This window comes from Aeromonas sp. 61P (assembly GCF_051919545.1).
Lineage (GTDB): Bacteria > Pseudomonadota > Gammaproteobacteria > Enterobacterales > Aeromonadaceae > Aeromonas > Aeromonas veronii.
This window is the reverse complement of record NZ_JBQBEL010000001.1, coordinates 4,423,346-4,437,097: the sequence shown is the minus strand read 5'-3', so window position 1 is coordinate 4,437,097 and position 13,752 is coordinate 4,423,346. Positions and strand designations below refer to the sequence as shown.

At 59.0% G+C, this 13,752-nt stretch carries 14 protein-coding genes and 1 pseudogene; 10 read left to right on the top strand and 5 right to left on the bottom strand.

What is annotated here, in order from left to right:
* Positions 1–10: 10 nt before the first annotated feature.
* A pseudogene (locus tag ACTG2O_RS20570) lies at positions 11–1,191 on the bottom strand (PLP-dependent aminotransferase family protein).
* Positions 1,192–1,540: 349 nt separating this feature from the next.
* Here ACTG2O_RS20570 and trmB point away from each other — a divergent pair.
* The 6 genes from trmB to ACTG2O_RS20540 all read left to right on the top strand — a co-directional run bounded on the left by trmB (position 1,541) and on the right by ACTG2O_RS20540 (position 5,985).
* Positions 1,541–2,254, top strand: coding sequence for a tRNA (guanosine(46)-N7)-methyltransferase TrmB (trmB, locus tag ACTG2O_RS20565; protein WP_439976565.1), 714 nt, complete (start codon positions 1,541–1,543; stop codon positions 2,252–2,254).
* A gap of 48 nt (positions 2,255–2,302) precedes the next feature.
* The gene (locus ACTG2O_RS20560; protein WP_005348158.1) at positions 2,303–2,635 is read left to right on the top strand and encodes a YggL family protein; all 333 of its coding nucleotides are present in this window, start codon (positions 2,303–2,305) and stop codon (positions 2,633–2,635) included.
* A gap of 122 nt (positions 2,636–2,757) precedes the next feature.
* Entirely contained in the window at positions 2,758–3,678 is a 921-nt protein-coding gene (gene glsB / locus ACTG2O_RS20555) for a glutaminase B (RefSeq protein WP_005348151.1), read from the top strand.
* A 29-nt stretch (positions 3,679–3,707) separates the two neighbouring features.
* Entirely contained in the window at positions 3,708–5,003 is a 1,296-nt protein-coding gene (locus ACTG2O_RS20550) for a sulfurtransferase (protein WP_064335634.1), read from the top strand.
* Between the two features lie 203 nt (positions 5,004–5,206).
* Positions 5,207–5,416 carry a YgdI/YgdR family lipoprotein gene (locus tag ACTG2O_RS20545; RefSeq protein ID WP_005335219.1) on the top strand — a complete coding sequence of 70 codons (210 nt, stop codon included), beginning with the start codon at positions 5,207–5,209 and terminating at the stop codon, positions 5,414–5,416.
* Positions 5,417–5,583: 167 nt separating this feature from the next.
* On the top strand, positions 5,584–5,985 hold the full coding sequence (locus ACTG2O_RS20540; RefSeq protein WP_005335217.1) for a DUF2541 family protein: 402 nt from the start codon (positions 5,584–5,586) through the stop codon (positions 5,983–5,985).
* An 83-nt stretch (positions 5,986–6,068) separates the two neighbouring features.
* On the opposite strand, the gene mog is transcribed toward ACTG2O_RS20540, so the two are convergent.
* The gene (gene mog, locus ACTG2O_RS20535; protein ID WP_201992037.1) at positions 6,069–6,599 is read right to left on the bottom strand and encodes a molybdopterin adenylyltransferase; all 531 of its coding nucleotides are present in this window, start codon (positions 6,597–6,599) and stop codon (positions 6,069–6,071) included.
* Positions 6,600–6,992: 393 nt separating this feature from the next.
* On the opposite strand from mog, the gene ACTG2O_RS20530 reads away from it, so the two are divergent.
* From ACTG2O_RS20530 to folA, 4 genes are all read left to right on the top strand, one after another.
* On the top strand, positions 6,993–7,328 hold the full coding sequence (locus tag ACTG2O_RS20530; RefSeq protein WP_110302626.1) for a DUF3135 domain-containing protein: 336 nt from the start codon (positions 6,993–6,995) through the stop codon (positions 7,326–7,328).
* Between the two features lie 235 nt (positions 7,329–7,563).
* A complete protein-coding gene (locus ACTG2O_RS20525; protein ID WP_005348133.1) occupies positions 7,564–8,361 on the top strand; it encodes a threonine/serine exporter family protein in 798 nt (265 codons plus the stop codon).
* On the top strand, positions 8,358–8,825 hold the full coding sequence (locus ACTG2O_RS20520; RefSeq protein ID WP_026035076.1) for a threonine/serine exporter family protein: 468 nt from the start codon (positions 8,358–8,360) through the stop codon (positions 8,823–8,825). The genes ACTG2O_RS20525 and ACTG2O_RS20520 overlap by 4 nt, the downstream gene beginning before the upstream one ends.
* Positions 8,826–8,843: 18 nt before the next feature.
* Complete coding sequence (gene folA / locus ACTG2O_RS20515) at positions 8,844–9,335, top strand: type 3 dihydrofolate reductase (protein WP_139463552.1); 492 nt, start codon at positions 8,844–8,846, stop codon at positions 9,333–9,335.
* A gap of 79 nt (positions 9,336–9,414) precedes the next feature.
* Here the strand turns inward: folA and ACTG2O_RS20510 are convergent, their stop codons facing one another.
* Genes ACTG2O_RS20510 through ACTG2O_RS20500 form a run of 3 tightly spaced genes read right to left on the bottom strand, consistent with a single transcriptional unit; the run spans position 9,415 to position 13,713 of the window.
* Positions 9,415–10,209, bottom strand: a complete 795-nt coding sequence (locus tag ACTG2O_RS20510) for a phosphoadenylyl-sulfate reductase (RefSeq protein WP_439976564.1) — start codon at positions 10,207–10,209, stop codon at positions 9,415–9,417.
* Complete coding sequence (gene cysI, locus ACTG2O_RS20505; RefSeq protein ID WP_439976563.1) at positions 10,199–11,923, bottom strand: assimilatory sulfite reductase (NADPH) hemoprotein subunit; 1,725 nt, start codon at positions 11,921–11,923, stop codon at positions 10,199–10,201. Before cysI ends, ACTG2O_RS20510 begins: the two co-directional genes overlap by 11 nt.
* A complete protein-coding gene (locus ACTG2O_RS20500; RefSeq protein ID WP_439976680.1) occupies positions 11,923–13,713 on the bottom strand; it encodes an assimilatory sulfite reductase (NADPH) flavoprotein subunit in 1,791 nt (596 codons plus the stop codon). The genes cysI and ACTG2O_RS20500 overlap by 1 nt, the downstream gene beginning before the upstream one ends.
* Positions 13,714–13,752 lie beyond the last annotated feature (39 nt).

The following is a 13,752-nucleotide window of genomic DNA, read 5'->3' as shown; positions in this document are numbered from 1 at the left end:
GCTTGGGCGTTCAGAGCATGCGCTGGAGGGCGCGGGCCAAGCGTTTGACCCCCTCTTCAATGGTCGCTTCATCGACGCAGGAGAAGCTCAGGCGCAGGGTGTTCTTGATCTCGGGGCGCACGTAGAAGGGGGCACCGGGTACGAAGGCCACCTTCTCCTTGATCGCCTCGTCAAACAGCGCCATGGCACTGATGTGGGCTGGCAGAGTCAGCCAGAGGAACATGCCCCCTTCCGGTCGGGTGTAGCTGACGCTGGGCGGGCAGTGACGGGCCAAAGCGGCCTCCATGGCAGCGCGCTGGCGGCCATAGACCTCCTTGATCTTCTCCAAGTGAGCGTCGAGGGAGTTGTCGGTCAGGAAGCGGTGCAGCACCTGCTGGCTGAAGGCGTTGCTGTGCAGATCGGTCGCCTGCTTGGCGATGGTCACCTTCTTGCGCAGCCACTCCGGCATCACCATCCAGCCCAGACGGAAGGCGGGCACCACGGTTTTCGAGAAAGAGCCGAGCAGCACGGTATTGTTTGGCGCCAGCTTGGCAATCGGGGGGAGATGCTCCCCTTCGAAACGCAGCTCGCCGTAGGGATCATCTTCCACCATCAACAGCTCGTGGCGCATCAGTCGCTCGGCCAGTGCCTCGCGGTTGGCACGGCTATAGGAGACACCGCTCGGGTTCTGGAAGTTGGGCACGCCGTAGAGCAGTTTGGCATTGGACCCGTTTGCCAGCAGCGCATCCAGCGCCACCAGATCCAGCCCCTCTTCTTCAAGGGTGATCGGCTTGAAGGTGGGCTGGTAGACAGAAAAAGCCTGAATGGCGCCAAGGTAACCCGGCTCTTCGATGATGAGATCCTGACCCTCGTCGATCAGCACCTTGCCCAGCAGATCCAGCGCCTGCTGGGAGCCGCTGGTGATGAGGATGTTGTCCGGATTGACCTGCATGCCGTGGCGGGCCAGATAGCGGTCGGCAATATACTGGCGCAGCGGGGCGAAGCCCTCGGTCGCCGCATATTGCAGGGCAGCAGCCCCCTGTTCGCGCAGTACATCCTGACAGGCCTGATCGATCGCTTGACCGGAAACAGGTGGGGATTGGGCAGGCCACCGGCGAAGGAGATGATCTCCGGATTGGCGGCAACTTTGAGGATTTCACGGATAAAGGAAGGTTCAACCTTCTCGAAGCGCTGGGCAAAAAACGGCTGCATAGACAATTCTCTCGGCATGTGGGCGGTCGCTCCATTCGACCGCCAGGTTATCCGTTTGTATCAGATTTCAGAAATGAGGCAATGATTGTCACAAAAATCGCCAAAAAAGGGCTGGAACGACTCTACTGCGGATTATATTGGACGGTTAGTCGGTATGGTGATGCCAGTGAGGTAGCTGGGGAGCGGCTGGCCGGAATATTTGTTGCGCGAAACACTTGCGCCTTGGGCCTATCTTGGGATAATTCGCTCCCCTGTTTTCGCGGGGCGATGAAATGCCGAGCCGCGAGCGGTCCCGATCGGGACCGAACACAAGATGTATTACCCGGATTGATGAAATAACGAGACCATTATGCTTGTGACCCAAGATGTATTTAACGAAGACGGCAAGTTCATGCGCAAGATCCGCAGCTTTGTCCGTCGCGAAGGCCGCCTGACCAAAGGGCAGGAGAAGGCCCTGGAAGAGCTCTGGCCGGTCATGGGCATCGATTTCGAGCCAAAGCAGCTCGATCTGGTCGCACTGTTTGGCCGCGAGGCACCCGTGGTGCTGGAGATCGGCTTTGGCATGGGCGCCTCTCTGGTGGAGATGGCCAAGAATGCCCCCGAGAAGAACTTCATTGGTATCGAAGTGCACTCCCCGGGCGTGGGTGCCTGTCTGGGTACCGCTCAGGAAGCGGGCGTCACCAATCTGAAGGTGATCTGCCACGATGCGGTCGAGGTGCTGGAGCACATGATCCCGAACGGTTCACTCTCCTGCCTGCAGCTCTTCTTCCCGGATCCCTGGCACAAGAGCCGTCACCACAAGCGCCGCATCGTACAGCCTGCGTTTGCCCAGGATATTCGCCAGAAGCTGGCCATCGGTGGCGTGTTCCACATGGCGACCGACTGGGAAAACTATGCCGAGCACATGCTGGAAGTGATGAGCGCCGCCGAGGGTTACGAGAACACCTCTGCCACCGGTAACTGGGTGCCGCGTCCGGACTGGCGTCCGCTGACCAAATTTGAACAACGTGGCCACCGTCTCGGCCACGGGGTTTGGGATCTGATTTTCAAGCGTGTCAGCTAAGCTGGCACGTCAACACACCTAGCGTATCAACTAACTTGAGGAGCTATCATGGCCAATCGTAGCCGCCGCCTGCGCAAGAAACTGCGCGTCGATGAATTCCAGGAAATGGGTTTCGACATCAGTTTCAACTTCCCGGTCGGCACTGCCGAAGAGACCATCGATGCGGTAGTCGATGCGATGATCGATGAGGTTGTTGAACCCCGTAAACTGGCTTTTGCCGGCTCCGGTCACCTGGCCTGGGAAGGGATGATCTGCACCCAGCAACTGGGCAAGTGTACCGAAGAAGACCGCGCTGCCGTCAAATCCTGGCTGGAAGGCAAGGGGATGGAAGCCGTGGTCGTTACCGAGTTGTTCGACCTCTGGTACGGTGAACCGGCCTGATACAAGGCTGCCGCATCTGGCGCCTTGTTGTGGGTAACTGAAAAATCCCGCCGCTGGCGGGATTTTTGTCAGTGGGGATGGGATCTCCACCGCTGTTTTAGTCATGGAATCGCTTATTGCTTATGGTGTTGTCATCCGAATTACTGGCCAGCATCCTTGAAGAGGTGCGCCCGTTGCTGGGACAAGGCAAGGTGGCCGACTACATTCCGGCACTGGCTCAGGTACCGGCTGATCGGCTGGGTATCGCAGTCTGTACCGTCGAGGGGGAGCTGTTCACCGCCGGTGACGCTTTTGAACCCTTCTCCATCCAGAGTATCTCCAAGGCCCTGAGCCTGACCCTGGCACTCACCCTCTATCAGGAGGAGGAGATCTGGGCCCGGGTGGGCAAGGAGCCCTCCGGCCAGCCCTTCAACTCGCTGGTTCAGCTCGAGTTCGAGCAGGGGATCCCCCGCAACCCCTTTATCAATGCCGGGGCGCTGGTGGTGAGTGATCTGCTGGAGACCCGCCTCACTGCGCCGCGTCAACGTACCCTTGAGCTGGTGCGCCGCCTTTCCGGCAATCCGGCCATCATGGCGGATCAGGTCGTCGCCCGCTCCGAATATCAGCACTCTGCCCGCAACGCCGCCATCGCCTATCTGATGAAGGCCTATGGCAACTTCGAAAACGAAGTGGACAAGGTGCTGCAAAGCTACTTCAATGCCTGTGCCATTCGCATGAGCTGCGTCGATCTGGCGCGGGCATTCATCTATCTGGCCAACCGTGGTGTGCCACTGGGCGAGAGCGTGCCGCTGCTGCCTGCCCGCACCACCAAGCAGGTCAACGCCCTGCTCGCCACCTGCGGCCTCTATGACGAGGCGGGCGATTTTGCCTATCGGGTCGGCATGCCGGGCAAATCGGGTGTCGGCGGCGGTATCATTGCCCTGATCCCGGGCGAGCTCTGCGTCTGTGTCTGGTCGCCCGAGCTCAACAAAGCCGGCAACTCGCTGGCGGGCACGGCGGCGCTGGAGCTGCTGGCCGAGCGGCTGGGTCGCTCCATTTTTTAACCTTGTTCACTATGAATCGAGAAATCACCATGAAACGACATCTTCGCTTCCTGCAGGCCGCGCTGGCGACCTTACTGCTCTGGTGTGCCCTGCCCGCCGTGGCAGGGGAGTTGCCACCGCTCTCGCTGGCCGATGCCAAGGCCAAACAGGCTGTCATCCTGGATACCCGCGCCAGCTACTTCTATCAGGGGTGGCCGATGGAAGGGGAGAAGCAGGGCGGCCATGTGGCGGGCGCCGAGAACCTCTCTGCCGAGTGGAAATACAGCGATGAAGAGTGGCCAAAGGCCCTCGAGATCAAGGGGCTGAAGGCCGATCGTCCGGTTGCCCTCTACGGTGCGTCCCGCGAAGTGGCCGAGGTGGCCCGTCTGCTGCGCAAGCAGGGGATCAAGCAGCTGTTCGAGCTGCAAGGGTGGCAAGCCGCACCGCGCGAGTCGCTGGCACGCTGGCAGCAGCTGGTCTATCCGCGCTGGTTGGCGGATCTGCAAGAGGGCAAGCCGGTTGCCGCGGCGCCCAAGGGGGACTGGAAGCTGTTTGAAGTGGATTGGGGTTCACCCAAGGCATACCTCATCAGCCACATCCCGGGGGCCGGTTATATCGATACCAACAGCCTCGAAGAGGAGCCGCTGTGGAACAAGGTCTCTGACGAAGCGCTCAAGAAGCTGCTGCTGGATAACGGCATCCGTCACGACACCACCGTCATCCTCTATGGTCGCAACACCATGGCGGCCGCCCGTGCTGCGCACCTGATGATGTATGCGGGGGTGGAAGATGTGCGCCTGCTGGACGGTGGTCTGGATGCCTGGTTTATCCAGCACCTGCGCACCGAAACCGGCCTGCCCAACAAATATGAGCCAGTGAAGGAGTTTGGCGTGGCCATTCCTGCTCACCCCGAGTACTACACCACGCTAAGTCAGGCGAAAGAGCTGCTCAAGAAGCCCGATAGCGCCCTGGTCAGCGTGCGTACCTGGGACGAGTTTGTCGGCAACACCTCAGGTTACAGCTACATCAAGCCGAAGGGCGATATCCCGGGGGCCAAGTGGGGTCATGGTGGCGTCGATGCCAACAGCATGAGCGACTTCCACAACCCGGACGGCACCATGAAGCCGGCCCGCGAGATCCTAGCCATGTGGGACCAGTGGAATATCGAGCCAACCCAGCAGGCGGCGTTCTACTGCGGTACCGGCTGGCGCGCCTCCGAGGCTTTCTTCTACGCCTGGCTGATGGACTGGAAACAGATCAGCGTCTACGACGGCGGTTGGTACGAGTGGAGTTCCGATCCCAAGAACCCGACCGTGACCGGTGAGCGCCAGCCTGCCAAGTCATGATTGCGTACTTGCTCTGAACAGAAGAGGCCGGACAGAGATGTCCGGCCTTTTTCATTGCGCTCGCCACCCGGCCAGATAACTAGGCTAAGTCGCTGATTATTGACGGCGATCCCGCTTTGCTCATCGCGCCATCCCGTGCCGTGCGATTGAACTAGGCTTCAAGAAACATCCTCGTGGTGAGGATGATCGCAGAAGAGGCCGCAATGAAAAAACTGATGATGATCCTGGTGTGTGCCCTGGGGCTGGTGGCATGCAGCTCCCAATACATCATGAGCACCAAGGATGGCAAGATGATCACCACAGAGAGCAAACCCAAGCTGGATGAGAGCACCGGCATGTATCGCTATTACGATCATGAAGGGCGCGAGGTGATGATCAAGAAAGATGACGTGACCCAAATCATGGAGCGCTAAGCGCTCTCTTGCCGCGAGGGCCGCTATCTGCGGCTCTTCTCTTTTTGCTGAAAAGTCGCGCTGTTTTCTCTGTTGATCCCCGCATATTCGCAGCAAATTCAGCCGTGATACAGCTTCCGTTATGGTTTAACCCTTATCATCACACTCCATTTTTTATTGGAGGTGTTATGTCCTTGATGTCTATCTGGAATTCCCGTTTTTCTGCACGCAGCTTGCTGGGGGGTGCCTTGCTGGTGGTGGCGTCAGCCAGCCATGCCGGTGACGATCAGTTCACGCTGGGGCGGACTATTTTGCTGGGAGCCGGTGATCATGGTGCGACAATTCCTTTGGTGGTTTGCCGTCAGACCAAATATATCAAGGTGAAGGCGGAGCGTGATTTGACCCTGGATCGGGTGGTGGTGACCTATGGTGGTGATCGTACCAAGACCATTCGTTTCGATCGGGAAATGAGCAGTGATAAAGAGACCGAGTGGAAATCACTGGGCTCGCGCCGCTGTGTGAAAAAAATCGAAGTGTACGGTAATTCAGAGCGCAGCAAAGCGGGCGTAAAAGTATTCGGCCGCAAATAATTGATGCGGTTTTTCTGCGCAGACAGATGAGTTAAAAATAATGGCGAGCCGTGGCTCGCCATTATTTTTTATGGTCGGGTTCGCTATTTTTTCGGCCGAAACGGCTTGATGACAGTTTCATCGCACTCGAGATACGGCCCTTCCATCAAATCGATACAGTAGGGGATGGCGGGGAAGACTGCATCCAGACATTCGCGGATTGATTTGGGCTTGCCCGGCAGATTGACGATCAGGGTATCGTCGCGCAGCCCGGCAGTCTGGCGCGATAAAATGGCTGTCGGCACAAATTTGAGGGATTCGGCCCGCATCAGCTCGCCAAAGCCCGGCATCATGCGATCACACACCGCCTCGGTCGCTTCCGGCGTGACATCCCGCTTGGCCGGGCCGGTGCCGCCTGTGGTGACGATGAGGCAACACTGCTCCTCATCCGCCAGCCGGATCAGGGTCGCTTCAATCTGATCCTGCTCATCGGGGATCACCTGATAGACAGGTTCCCACTCCGAGGTCAGATAGACGTTCAGGGTATCGATGATGGCCTTGCCGGAGAGGTCTTCATAGATGCCCGCGCTGGCGCGATCGCTGACGGTGACGATACCGATTTTTGCCTTGCTCATGGTCTGCTCTTGAATGTCCGATAAAAGTGGCAATTAAAATAACATAATCAGTGAGATATGTTAAACCGTCAGGAGATGACGCGGGTCGGTGAGGGAAGAATAAAGTGTCGAATGAAGCAAAATAAGGCCACCCGGATTTTTATTTGCAATAAAAAACAGAAAATCACAACCTAAAATGTATAAGTGTTTTATCTCGCCTGAATTGAAAACAATCGCTTGTTTCCAAACACAATTAAAATAGATAGACACCCTCGTAGTGACCATTGTCCGGTTTAGTCGCCAGTGGATGGATTGAACCCTTTTTCGCCGCATCGTATATACAGATTTATATGGCTGGGACGTGATGGTGTGGTACCGCAGTGTGTTGCCAGCAATAGTCGCCAAGGAGGGCATATGGAGTTGCCTGATTTTGACACCCTGAAGGAGTTGGCTGCGAGTGAGCCCTCCCGGCTGGATGCGATTCTGGAGCAGCAGATCGACCAGTTGATGGCCCGTGCGAGCCCCGATCAGCAGCGCCGTCTGCGCGGGTTGCAGTTCAAGATTGATGGTCAGCGCCGTCTGGCGAAAAACAATCTTGATAGCTGTATCCGGATTACCAACATGATGCGGGAATCTTTTTATTTGATGCGCAGCGAAATGAGCCAGTTCAGAGAAGAGGGGGACCCTCCGCCTGAAAGCGATGGCAGTGGTAAAATAATCCATCTGGCGGACTATCAACGTCGCAAATAATCTGCAATAACCCCCTTGGTTGATATTTCAGCCAAATCAGTGAGGCCATAATAAAGGGAATTGCTGGCGACCTGATTGTTATGGTTTTTAATGTTAGTCGTAATGTATTTGTGATGTAACCTCTTTTCTCCTTCTTGTAATAACTAATTAGTCAGGTTGTGATAGGGGTGGATGAATAACAATAAAAGTTAGGCTAATATGGCCGAAATTTTTATTGCTACGACTCGAAGGGATTATGAGAAGTATCACACCAAGACGGGTGTTGTCGCGGGAGCAACAGACAGAGATCACCCGCATTATCGTCAAGGTGGGTCAGATGTTGGCCCAGTTCGGGGCGGAGAGCAGGATCATCGAGCAGACCACGGTGCGGCTGGGAATGGCGCTGGGGCTGGAGAGTGTCGAGATGGCCATCTCTTCCAGTGCCATCGTGCTCACCAGCCTCTATCAGGGGGGCTGTGTTACTACTACCCGGCGGGTGCGTGAACATGGCATCAACATGCAGGTGGTGTGCGAGATCCAGCGGATCTGCATCATGGCGGAAAAAGAGCTGATCGGTGCCCGTGAAGTGCGCCAGCGCCTCGAGGCCATCGTCCCCTTTCACTATCACCCCTGGCTGGTGGTCCCCATGGTGGGGCTCTCATGTGGTGCCTTTAGCCTGCTGTTTGGCGGTGACTGGCCCATCTTCCTGGTGACCTGTTTCTCGTCTGCCGTGGCGATGCGGGTGCGCCAGCTGATGGCCCGCCATCACCATAGCCCGCTCATCAACTTTGCCGCCACCGGCTTTATTGCCACCCTGCTCTCCTCCAGCGCCACCTTCTTCAACTGGGGTGACCAGCCCTATCTCGCCATGGCGGCCAGCGTGCTGCTGCTGGTGCCGGGCTTTCCGCTGATCAATGCGGTCTCCGACATGGTGAAGGGCTACTTCAACATGGGGCTGGCCCGCTGGGGAACCGCGACCCTGCTGACCATCAGCGCCGCCATAGGTATCATTTTGGCCATGTCGGTCACCGGTATCTGGGGGTGGAAAGTATGATGGATTTGCTCTGGCTACTGGCCAAGGATGCCTTCTGGTCCTCCATCCCGGCGGTGGGGTTTGCCATGCTGTTCAACGTGCCGCCACGGATGCTGAAGTATTGCGCCATGGGCGGCGCATTGGCCCACAGTCTGCGGACCCTGCTGATCCACTATGGTATGCCCATCGAGTGGGCGACGCTGGCTGCGGCGACCACGGTCGGCTTTGTCTGCGTCTACTGGTCTCGCCGTCTGCTGGCGCCGCGTCCGGTGTTCAGCGTTGCCTCGATTATTCCGATGATCCCGGGCAGCTATGCCTTCAAGACCATGATTGCGGTGGTAGAGCTAAACATCAATGGCGTGACCATGGAGTTAATCCAGAGTGCGGTGGAGAACGGCCTCAAGGCGCTGTTTATCGTCGGTGCCCTCAGTTTCGGTTTGGCTATTCCGTCTCTGGTCGTGTACCGTAACCGCCCCATAATCTGACAGACGGTGAGAGGCCCCATGAAGATTTCCATGATTGCCGCCATGGCCCACGACAGGGTGATCGGCAAGGACAACCAGATGCCCTGGCATCTGCCTGCCGATCTGGCTCACTTCAAGCGTGTCACCCTCGGTAAACCGGTATTGATGGGGCGCAAGACCTTTGAATCCATCGGACGACCGCTGCCCGGACGGCGCAATCTGGTGATCAGCCGCAATCCCGGTTATCAGGCCGAGGGCATTGAGGTGGTGGGCTCCGTCGAGGCGGCGCTGGCTCTGTTGGCAGGCAGCTCGGTGGAGGAGTTGATGGTGATCGGTGGTGGTCATCTCTATGCCGAGATGTTGCCGAGCGCGGATTGCCTCTACCTGACCCGCATCGATCTGGCGGTGGAGGGGGATACCCGTTTCCCTGCTTTTGACGATGGCCAGTGGCAACGGATTGAGTGCGAGAGCCACCCTGCCGATGAGAAGAACCCGCACCCCTATAGCTTCGAGACCTGGCAGCGCCGCTGACGGACGAATGCTAATGGGCAAATAACAACAAGGGCATCTTCGGATGCCCTTGTTGTTCTGTTGGGTTTTCAAGACGGGATTAGATGCCTGAACCGTCGTTCTCGCCATTTTCCTCGTGCAAACCGCACTCGCGCTTGAGGCCGAAGAAGCGGGTCTGCTCCTCGCTCATGCCGGGCTCCCACTTGGTGGTGGTGTGGACATCGCCCACCGAGAGGTAGCCCTGCTCCCACAGCGGATGGTAGGGGAGGTCGAACTCCTTGAAGTAGTAGAAGACATCCTTGTTGCTCCAGTCGATCACCGGCAGGAACTTGAAGCGGCCGCGCTGGATGCCCAGCACAGGCAGCTTGCCACGGCTGCCGGACTGCTCCCGGCGCAGGCCGGAGAACCAGGTCTGGGCCCCCAGCTCACGCAGGGCACGGTCCATCGGCTCCACCTTGTTGAGCTGGTTGTAGCGGGTGAGCCCCTCTACCCCCTGCTCCCACAGGAGGCCAAATCGCGCCTCCTGCCAGGCCGGTGACAACTCGGCCCGATAGATCTTCAGGTTGAGTGCGAGGCGCTCGGTCAGCTCGTCGATGAAACGGTAGGTCTCCGGGAAGAGATAACCGGTATCGGTCAGCACTACCGGTACGTCGGCCCGCTCGCGGCTTACCAGATGGAGCATCAGCGCCGCCTGAATGCCGAAGCTGGATGAGAGCACATGCTCCCCCGGCAGATTTGCCAGGGCCCAGCGCACTCGCTCAGGGGCACTCATGGTATCCAGCTCCCGGTTGAGGGGCACCAGCGCCTCGACTTGCTCCTCACGGCCGAGGGCTAGCAGCGCTTGCAGGTCAAGGCGGCCATCTTCAGTGACATTAAGCGGCAGATTAAGCGGCATAGAAGTCCCTCGCAGAATCGATAACGGGGGCAATCACCCCAACCCGGATCACGAAGTCGCCGAAGCACTCACCCTGATTTCGTTCGGTGGCCCAGCGGCCGATCAACGCGTCCAGTTCGGCCAAAATCTGCTGCTCGGTGATGTTCTCCTGATAGAGGCGCGGAATGCGGGTGCCCTCCAGGTTGCCACCCAGATGGAGGTTGTAGCGGCCGGGCGCCTTGCCCACCAGACCCACTTCCGCCAGCATGGCGCGGCCGCAGCCGTTGGGGCAACCGGTGACCCGGAAAATGATGGCGTCATCCGCCAGCCCATGTTTGGTGAGCAAGCCCTCGATGTCGGTGACAAACGCCGGCAGCATACGCTCCGCTTCGGCCATCGCCAGCGGGCAGGTGGGCAGGGCGACACAGGCCATGGATTGCTTGCGCTGCTCGCTCACGCCGTCATCCAGCAGGCCGTACTGGCGCGCCAGGGCTTCGATGCGGGCCTTCTCGCCGGCAGGCACGCCCGCGATGATGAGGTTCTGGTTGGCAGTCAGGCGAAAATCCCCCTGATGCACCTTGGCGATCTCCAGCATGCCGGTTTTGAGCGGCTTGCCAGGGAAGTCCAGCAGGCGGCCATTCTCGATAAACAGGGTGAGGTGATGCTTGCCGTCGATCCCCTCGACCCAACCGAAGCGATCGCCACGGCTGGTGAACTCATAGGGGCGAACCGGCCCGAACTGGATGCCGGCGCGGCTCTCCACCTCGGCCTTGAAGGCTTCGACGCCAACGCGCTCCAGGGTGTACTTGGTCTTGGCGTTCTTGCGGTTGACCCGGTTACCCCAGTCGCGCTGGGTGCTGACCACGGCGGCCGCCACCTCCAGCACGTGGGAGAGCGGAATAAAGCCAAAATCGCTCGCCTTGCGCGGGTAGGTGCTGGTGTCGCCGTGGGTCATGGCCAGCCCGCCGCCCACCAGCACGTTGAAGCCCACCAGCTTGCCATGCTCGGCAATGGCCACGAAGTTGAGATCGTTGGCGTGGATATCCACGTCGTTGTGAGGCGGGATCACCACAGTGGTCTTGAATTTGCGCGGCAGGTAGTTGGAGCCCAGGATCGGCTCCTCGTCCTGCCCCAGTTTTTCACCGTCCAGCCAGATCTCCACGTAGGCGCGGGTCTTGGGTAGCAGGTGTTCGGATATCTTCTTGGCCCACTCGTAGGCCTCCTGATGCAGCTCGGACTCCACCGGGTTGCTGGTGCAGAGCACGTTGCGGTTCACATCGCCGGCGGTGGCTATGCTGTCGATGCCGGTGCTGTTGAGGGTCTGGTGCATCAGCTTGATGTCGCGCTTCAATACCCCGTGGAACTGGAAGGTCTGACGGGTGGTCAGGCGGATGCTGCCGTAGAGGCTGTGCTCTTCGGCGAACTTGTCGATGATCTGCCACTGGGCCGGGGTGATGATCCCACCCGGCAGGCGGGCACGCAGCATGACGTTGTGCAGCGGCTCCAGCTTCTGGGCGGCGCGCTCCGGGCGGATGTCGCGGTCATCCTGCTGGTACATGCCGTGAAAGCGGATCAGCTGGAAGTTGTCGCCGTTGAAGCCACCGGTGAGTGGATCCTGCAGATCCTGCTCAATGGTGCCGCGCAGGAAGTTGCTCTCGCGCTTGAGGCGCTCGTTGTCGGCCAGCGGCCCTTCGACCGGTCCCGCTTTTGGGTGAGAAAGAGGTTGTTTGCTCATCAATAGACATCCCTTTGATAACGTTTGGCACGACGCAATTCGCTCAAATACTCTTCTGCTTCCTCACGGCTCTTGTGACCGTGTTCGGCAATTACATCCAGCAGGGCCTCCTGTACATCCTTGGCCATCTTGTTGGCGTCGCCACACACATAGAAGTGAGCGCCTGCTTCCAGCCACTGGTAGAGCTCCTGGCCCGCTTCACGCAAACGGTCCTGCACATAAATCTTGTTGGCCTGATCCCGGCTGAAGGCCAGGGAGATCTTCGACAGCAGCCCCGATTTCATATAACGCTGCCACTCCACCTGATAGAGGAAATCCTGGGTAAAGTGGGGGTTGCCGAAGAAGAGCCAGTTCTTGCCCTCGGCACCTTGGGCTTCCCGCTCCTGCATAAAGGCGCGGAACGGGGCGATGCCGGTGCCCGGGCCCACCATGATGACGGGGGTGTCGGGGTTTTGCGGCAGGCGGAAGTTGTCGTTGTGCTCCACAAACACCCGCACCTCGCCATCCTCAATGAGCCGATCCGCCAGATAGGAGGAGGCGGCGCCGCTGCGCACTGTGCCATCTTCCTGCTGGTAGCGCACCACGCCGACGGTCAGGTGCACCTCCTCTTCGACTTCGCTCTGGGCGGAGGCGATGGAGTAGAGGCGTGGGGTGAGGGGGCGCAGCAGGCCAACCAGCTGCTCGGCCGTGAGGGCGGTCGGGAAGCGTTTCAGCACATCCACCACCTGAGCGGAGGCCACTAGTGCATTGACCTGGGCCTTGTCACCGGCCAAGTCTTTCAGCGCCGCGTTGTCCGATATATCAGCGAGTCCTGTGATAAAGCCGCCGTGCAGACGAGTCAGTTCGAAGTGACCGGTCAGTGCGGTGCGCAAGGTGCCGTGGGCCGTGGCTTCATCGCCAGAGAGGCCGGTCAGGGCCAGCACTTCGTCCACCAGTTCGGCGTCATTGTCGAACCAGACACCGAGGGCATCCCCCGGCTGATAGGTGAGGCCGGAGTCGGCCAGATTGATTTCGATGTGGCGAATATCCTTGGTGGAATCCCGGCCGGTGATCTTCTGATTGACTGACAGGCGGGCAGGGAAGGGGTTCTCCTTGCTGTATTGGCTGTGGCCAACCGCCTGCTGCACCGCGTTGGCTACGCTGCTGCTGGCCGCACCGGTAGAGAGGGTCGTGGCAATGGCGTTGAGCACCTGTTCGCCCCAACTCTTGGCCGCATCCTGATAATCCACATCGAGGCTCGCGAGCTCATAAATCCGCTCGGCCCCTGCTTTGGCGAGGAAGTCGTCAAAATCTTTGCCGGTCTGGCAGAAAAATTCGTAGGAGCTGTCACCCAGCCCCAGCACGGCGAACTTGAGCCCGTCCAGCTTGCCAATCTTGCCTTTTTTAAGCTGCTCGAACAGATCGACGGCGCTCTCCGGCGGTTCACCCTCCCCGTAAGTGCTCACTACCACCAGCAGGTGACTCTCTTTCTTGAGCTGCTTGGGTTTGTAGTCGGCCATCGACGAAAGGGTGACGGGGAGGCCGCGGGCCTCGGCCTGCGCCTTGATGGCAGTGGCGACCCCTTTGGCGTTGCCAGTCTGGGAGCCGTAGAGAATGGTCAGGCTGCCGCTGGGCACAGCCACGGCGGCGCTGGCAGCAACGTTCTGGTGACCGCTCTGGGAGAGGCCGTAGAGATATCCGCTCACCCAGGCCAGTTGCTGGGTATTGAGGGTCGAGAGTACCTGACCCAGCTGACGTTGCTGCTCGTCAGAGAGGGGGGAGAGGTTGAATGGGGAATCCTTCAATTGCATCACACGCGTCTTCCATGGTCTGATTTTTGGCCAGATTAA

What these genes read in the sequence shown, in the direction of transcription:
- ACTG2O_RS20550 (WP_064335634.1), top strand. Translation starts at nt 3,708, where the DNA reads ATGAAACGACATCTTCGCTTCCTGCAGGCCGCGCTGGCGACCTTACTG.
- ACTG2O_RS20545 (WP_005335219.1), top strand. Translation starts at nt 5,207, where the DNA reads ATGAAAAAACTGATGATGATCCTGGTGTGTGCCCTGGGGCTGGTGGCA.
- cysI (WP_439976563.1), bottom strand. Translation starts at nt 11,923, where the DNA reads ATGAGCAAACAACCTCTTTCTCACCCAAAAGCGGGACCGGTCGAAGGG.
- ACTG2O_RS20540 (WP_005335217.1), top strand. Translation starts at nt 5,584, where the DNA reads ATGTCCTTGATGTCTATCTGGAATTCCCGTTTTTCTGCACGCAGCTTG.
- folA (WP_139463552.1), top strand. Translation starts at nt 8,844, where the DNA reads ATGAAGATTTCCATGATTGCCGCCATGGCCCACGACAGGGTGATCGGC.
- ACTG2O_RS20525 (WP_005348133.1), top strand. Translation starts at nt 7,564, where the DNA reads ATGAGAAGTATCACACCAAGACGGGTGTTGTCGCGGGAGCAACAGACA.
- trmB (WP_439976565.1), top strand. Translation starts at nt 1,541, where the DNA reads ATGCTTGTGACCCAAGATGTATTTAACGAAGACGGCAAGTTCATGCGC.
- glsB (WP_005348151.1), top strand. Translation starts at nt 2,758, where the DNA reads ATGGTGTTGTCATCCGAATTACTGGCCAGCATCCTTGAAGAGGTGCGC.
- mog (WP_201992037.1), bottom strand. Translation starts at nt 6,599, where the DNA reads ATGAGCAAGGCAAAAATCGGTATCGTCACCGTCAGCGATCGCGCCAGC.
- ACTG2O_RS20500 (WP_439976680.1), bottom strand. Translation starts at nt 13,713, where the DNA reads ATGCAATTGAAGGATTCCCCATTCAACCTCTCCCCCCTCTCTGACGAG.
- ACTG2O_RS20560 (WP_005348158.1), top strand. Translation starts at nt 2,303, where the DNA reads ATGGCCAATCGTAGCCGCCGCCTGCGCAAGAAACTGCGCGTCGATGAA.
- ACTG2O_RS20520 (WP_026035076.1), top strand. Translation starts at nt 8,358, where the DNA reads ATGATGGATTTGCTCTGGCTACTGGCCAAGGATGCCTTCTGGTCCTCC.
- ACTG2O_RS20530 (WP_110302626.1), top strand. Translation starts at nt 6,993, where the DNA reads ATGGAGTTGCCTGATTTTGACACCCTGAAGGAGTTGGCTGCGAGTGAG.
- ACTG2O_RS20510 (WP_439976564.1), bottom strand. Translation starts at nt 10,209, where the DNA reads ATGCCGCTTAATCTGCCGCTTAATGTCACTGAAGATGGCCGCCTTGAC.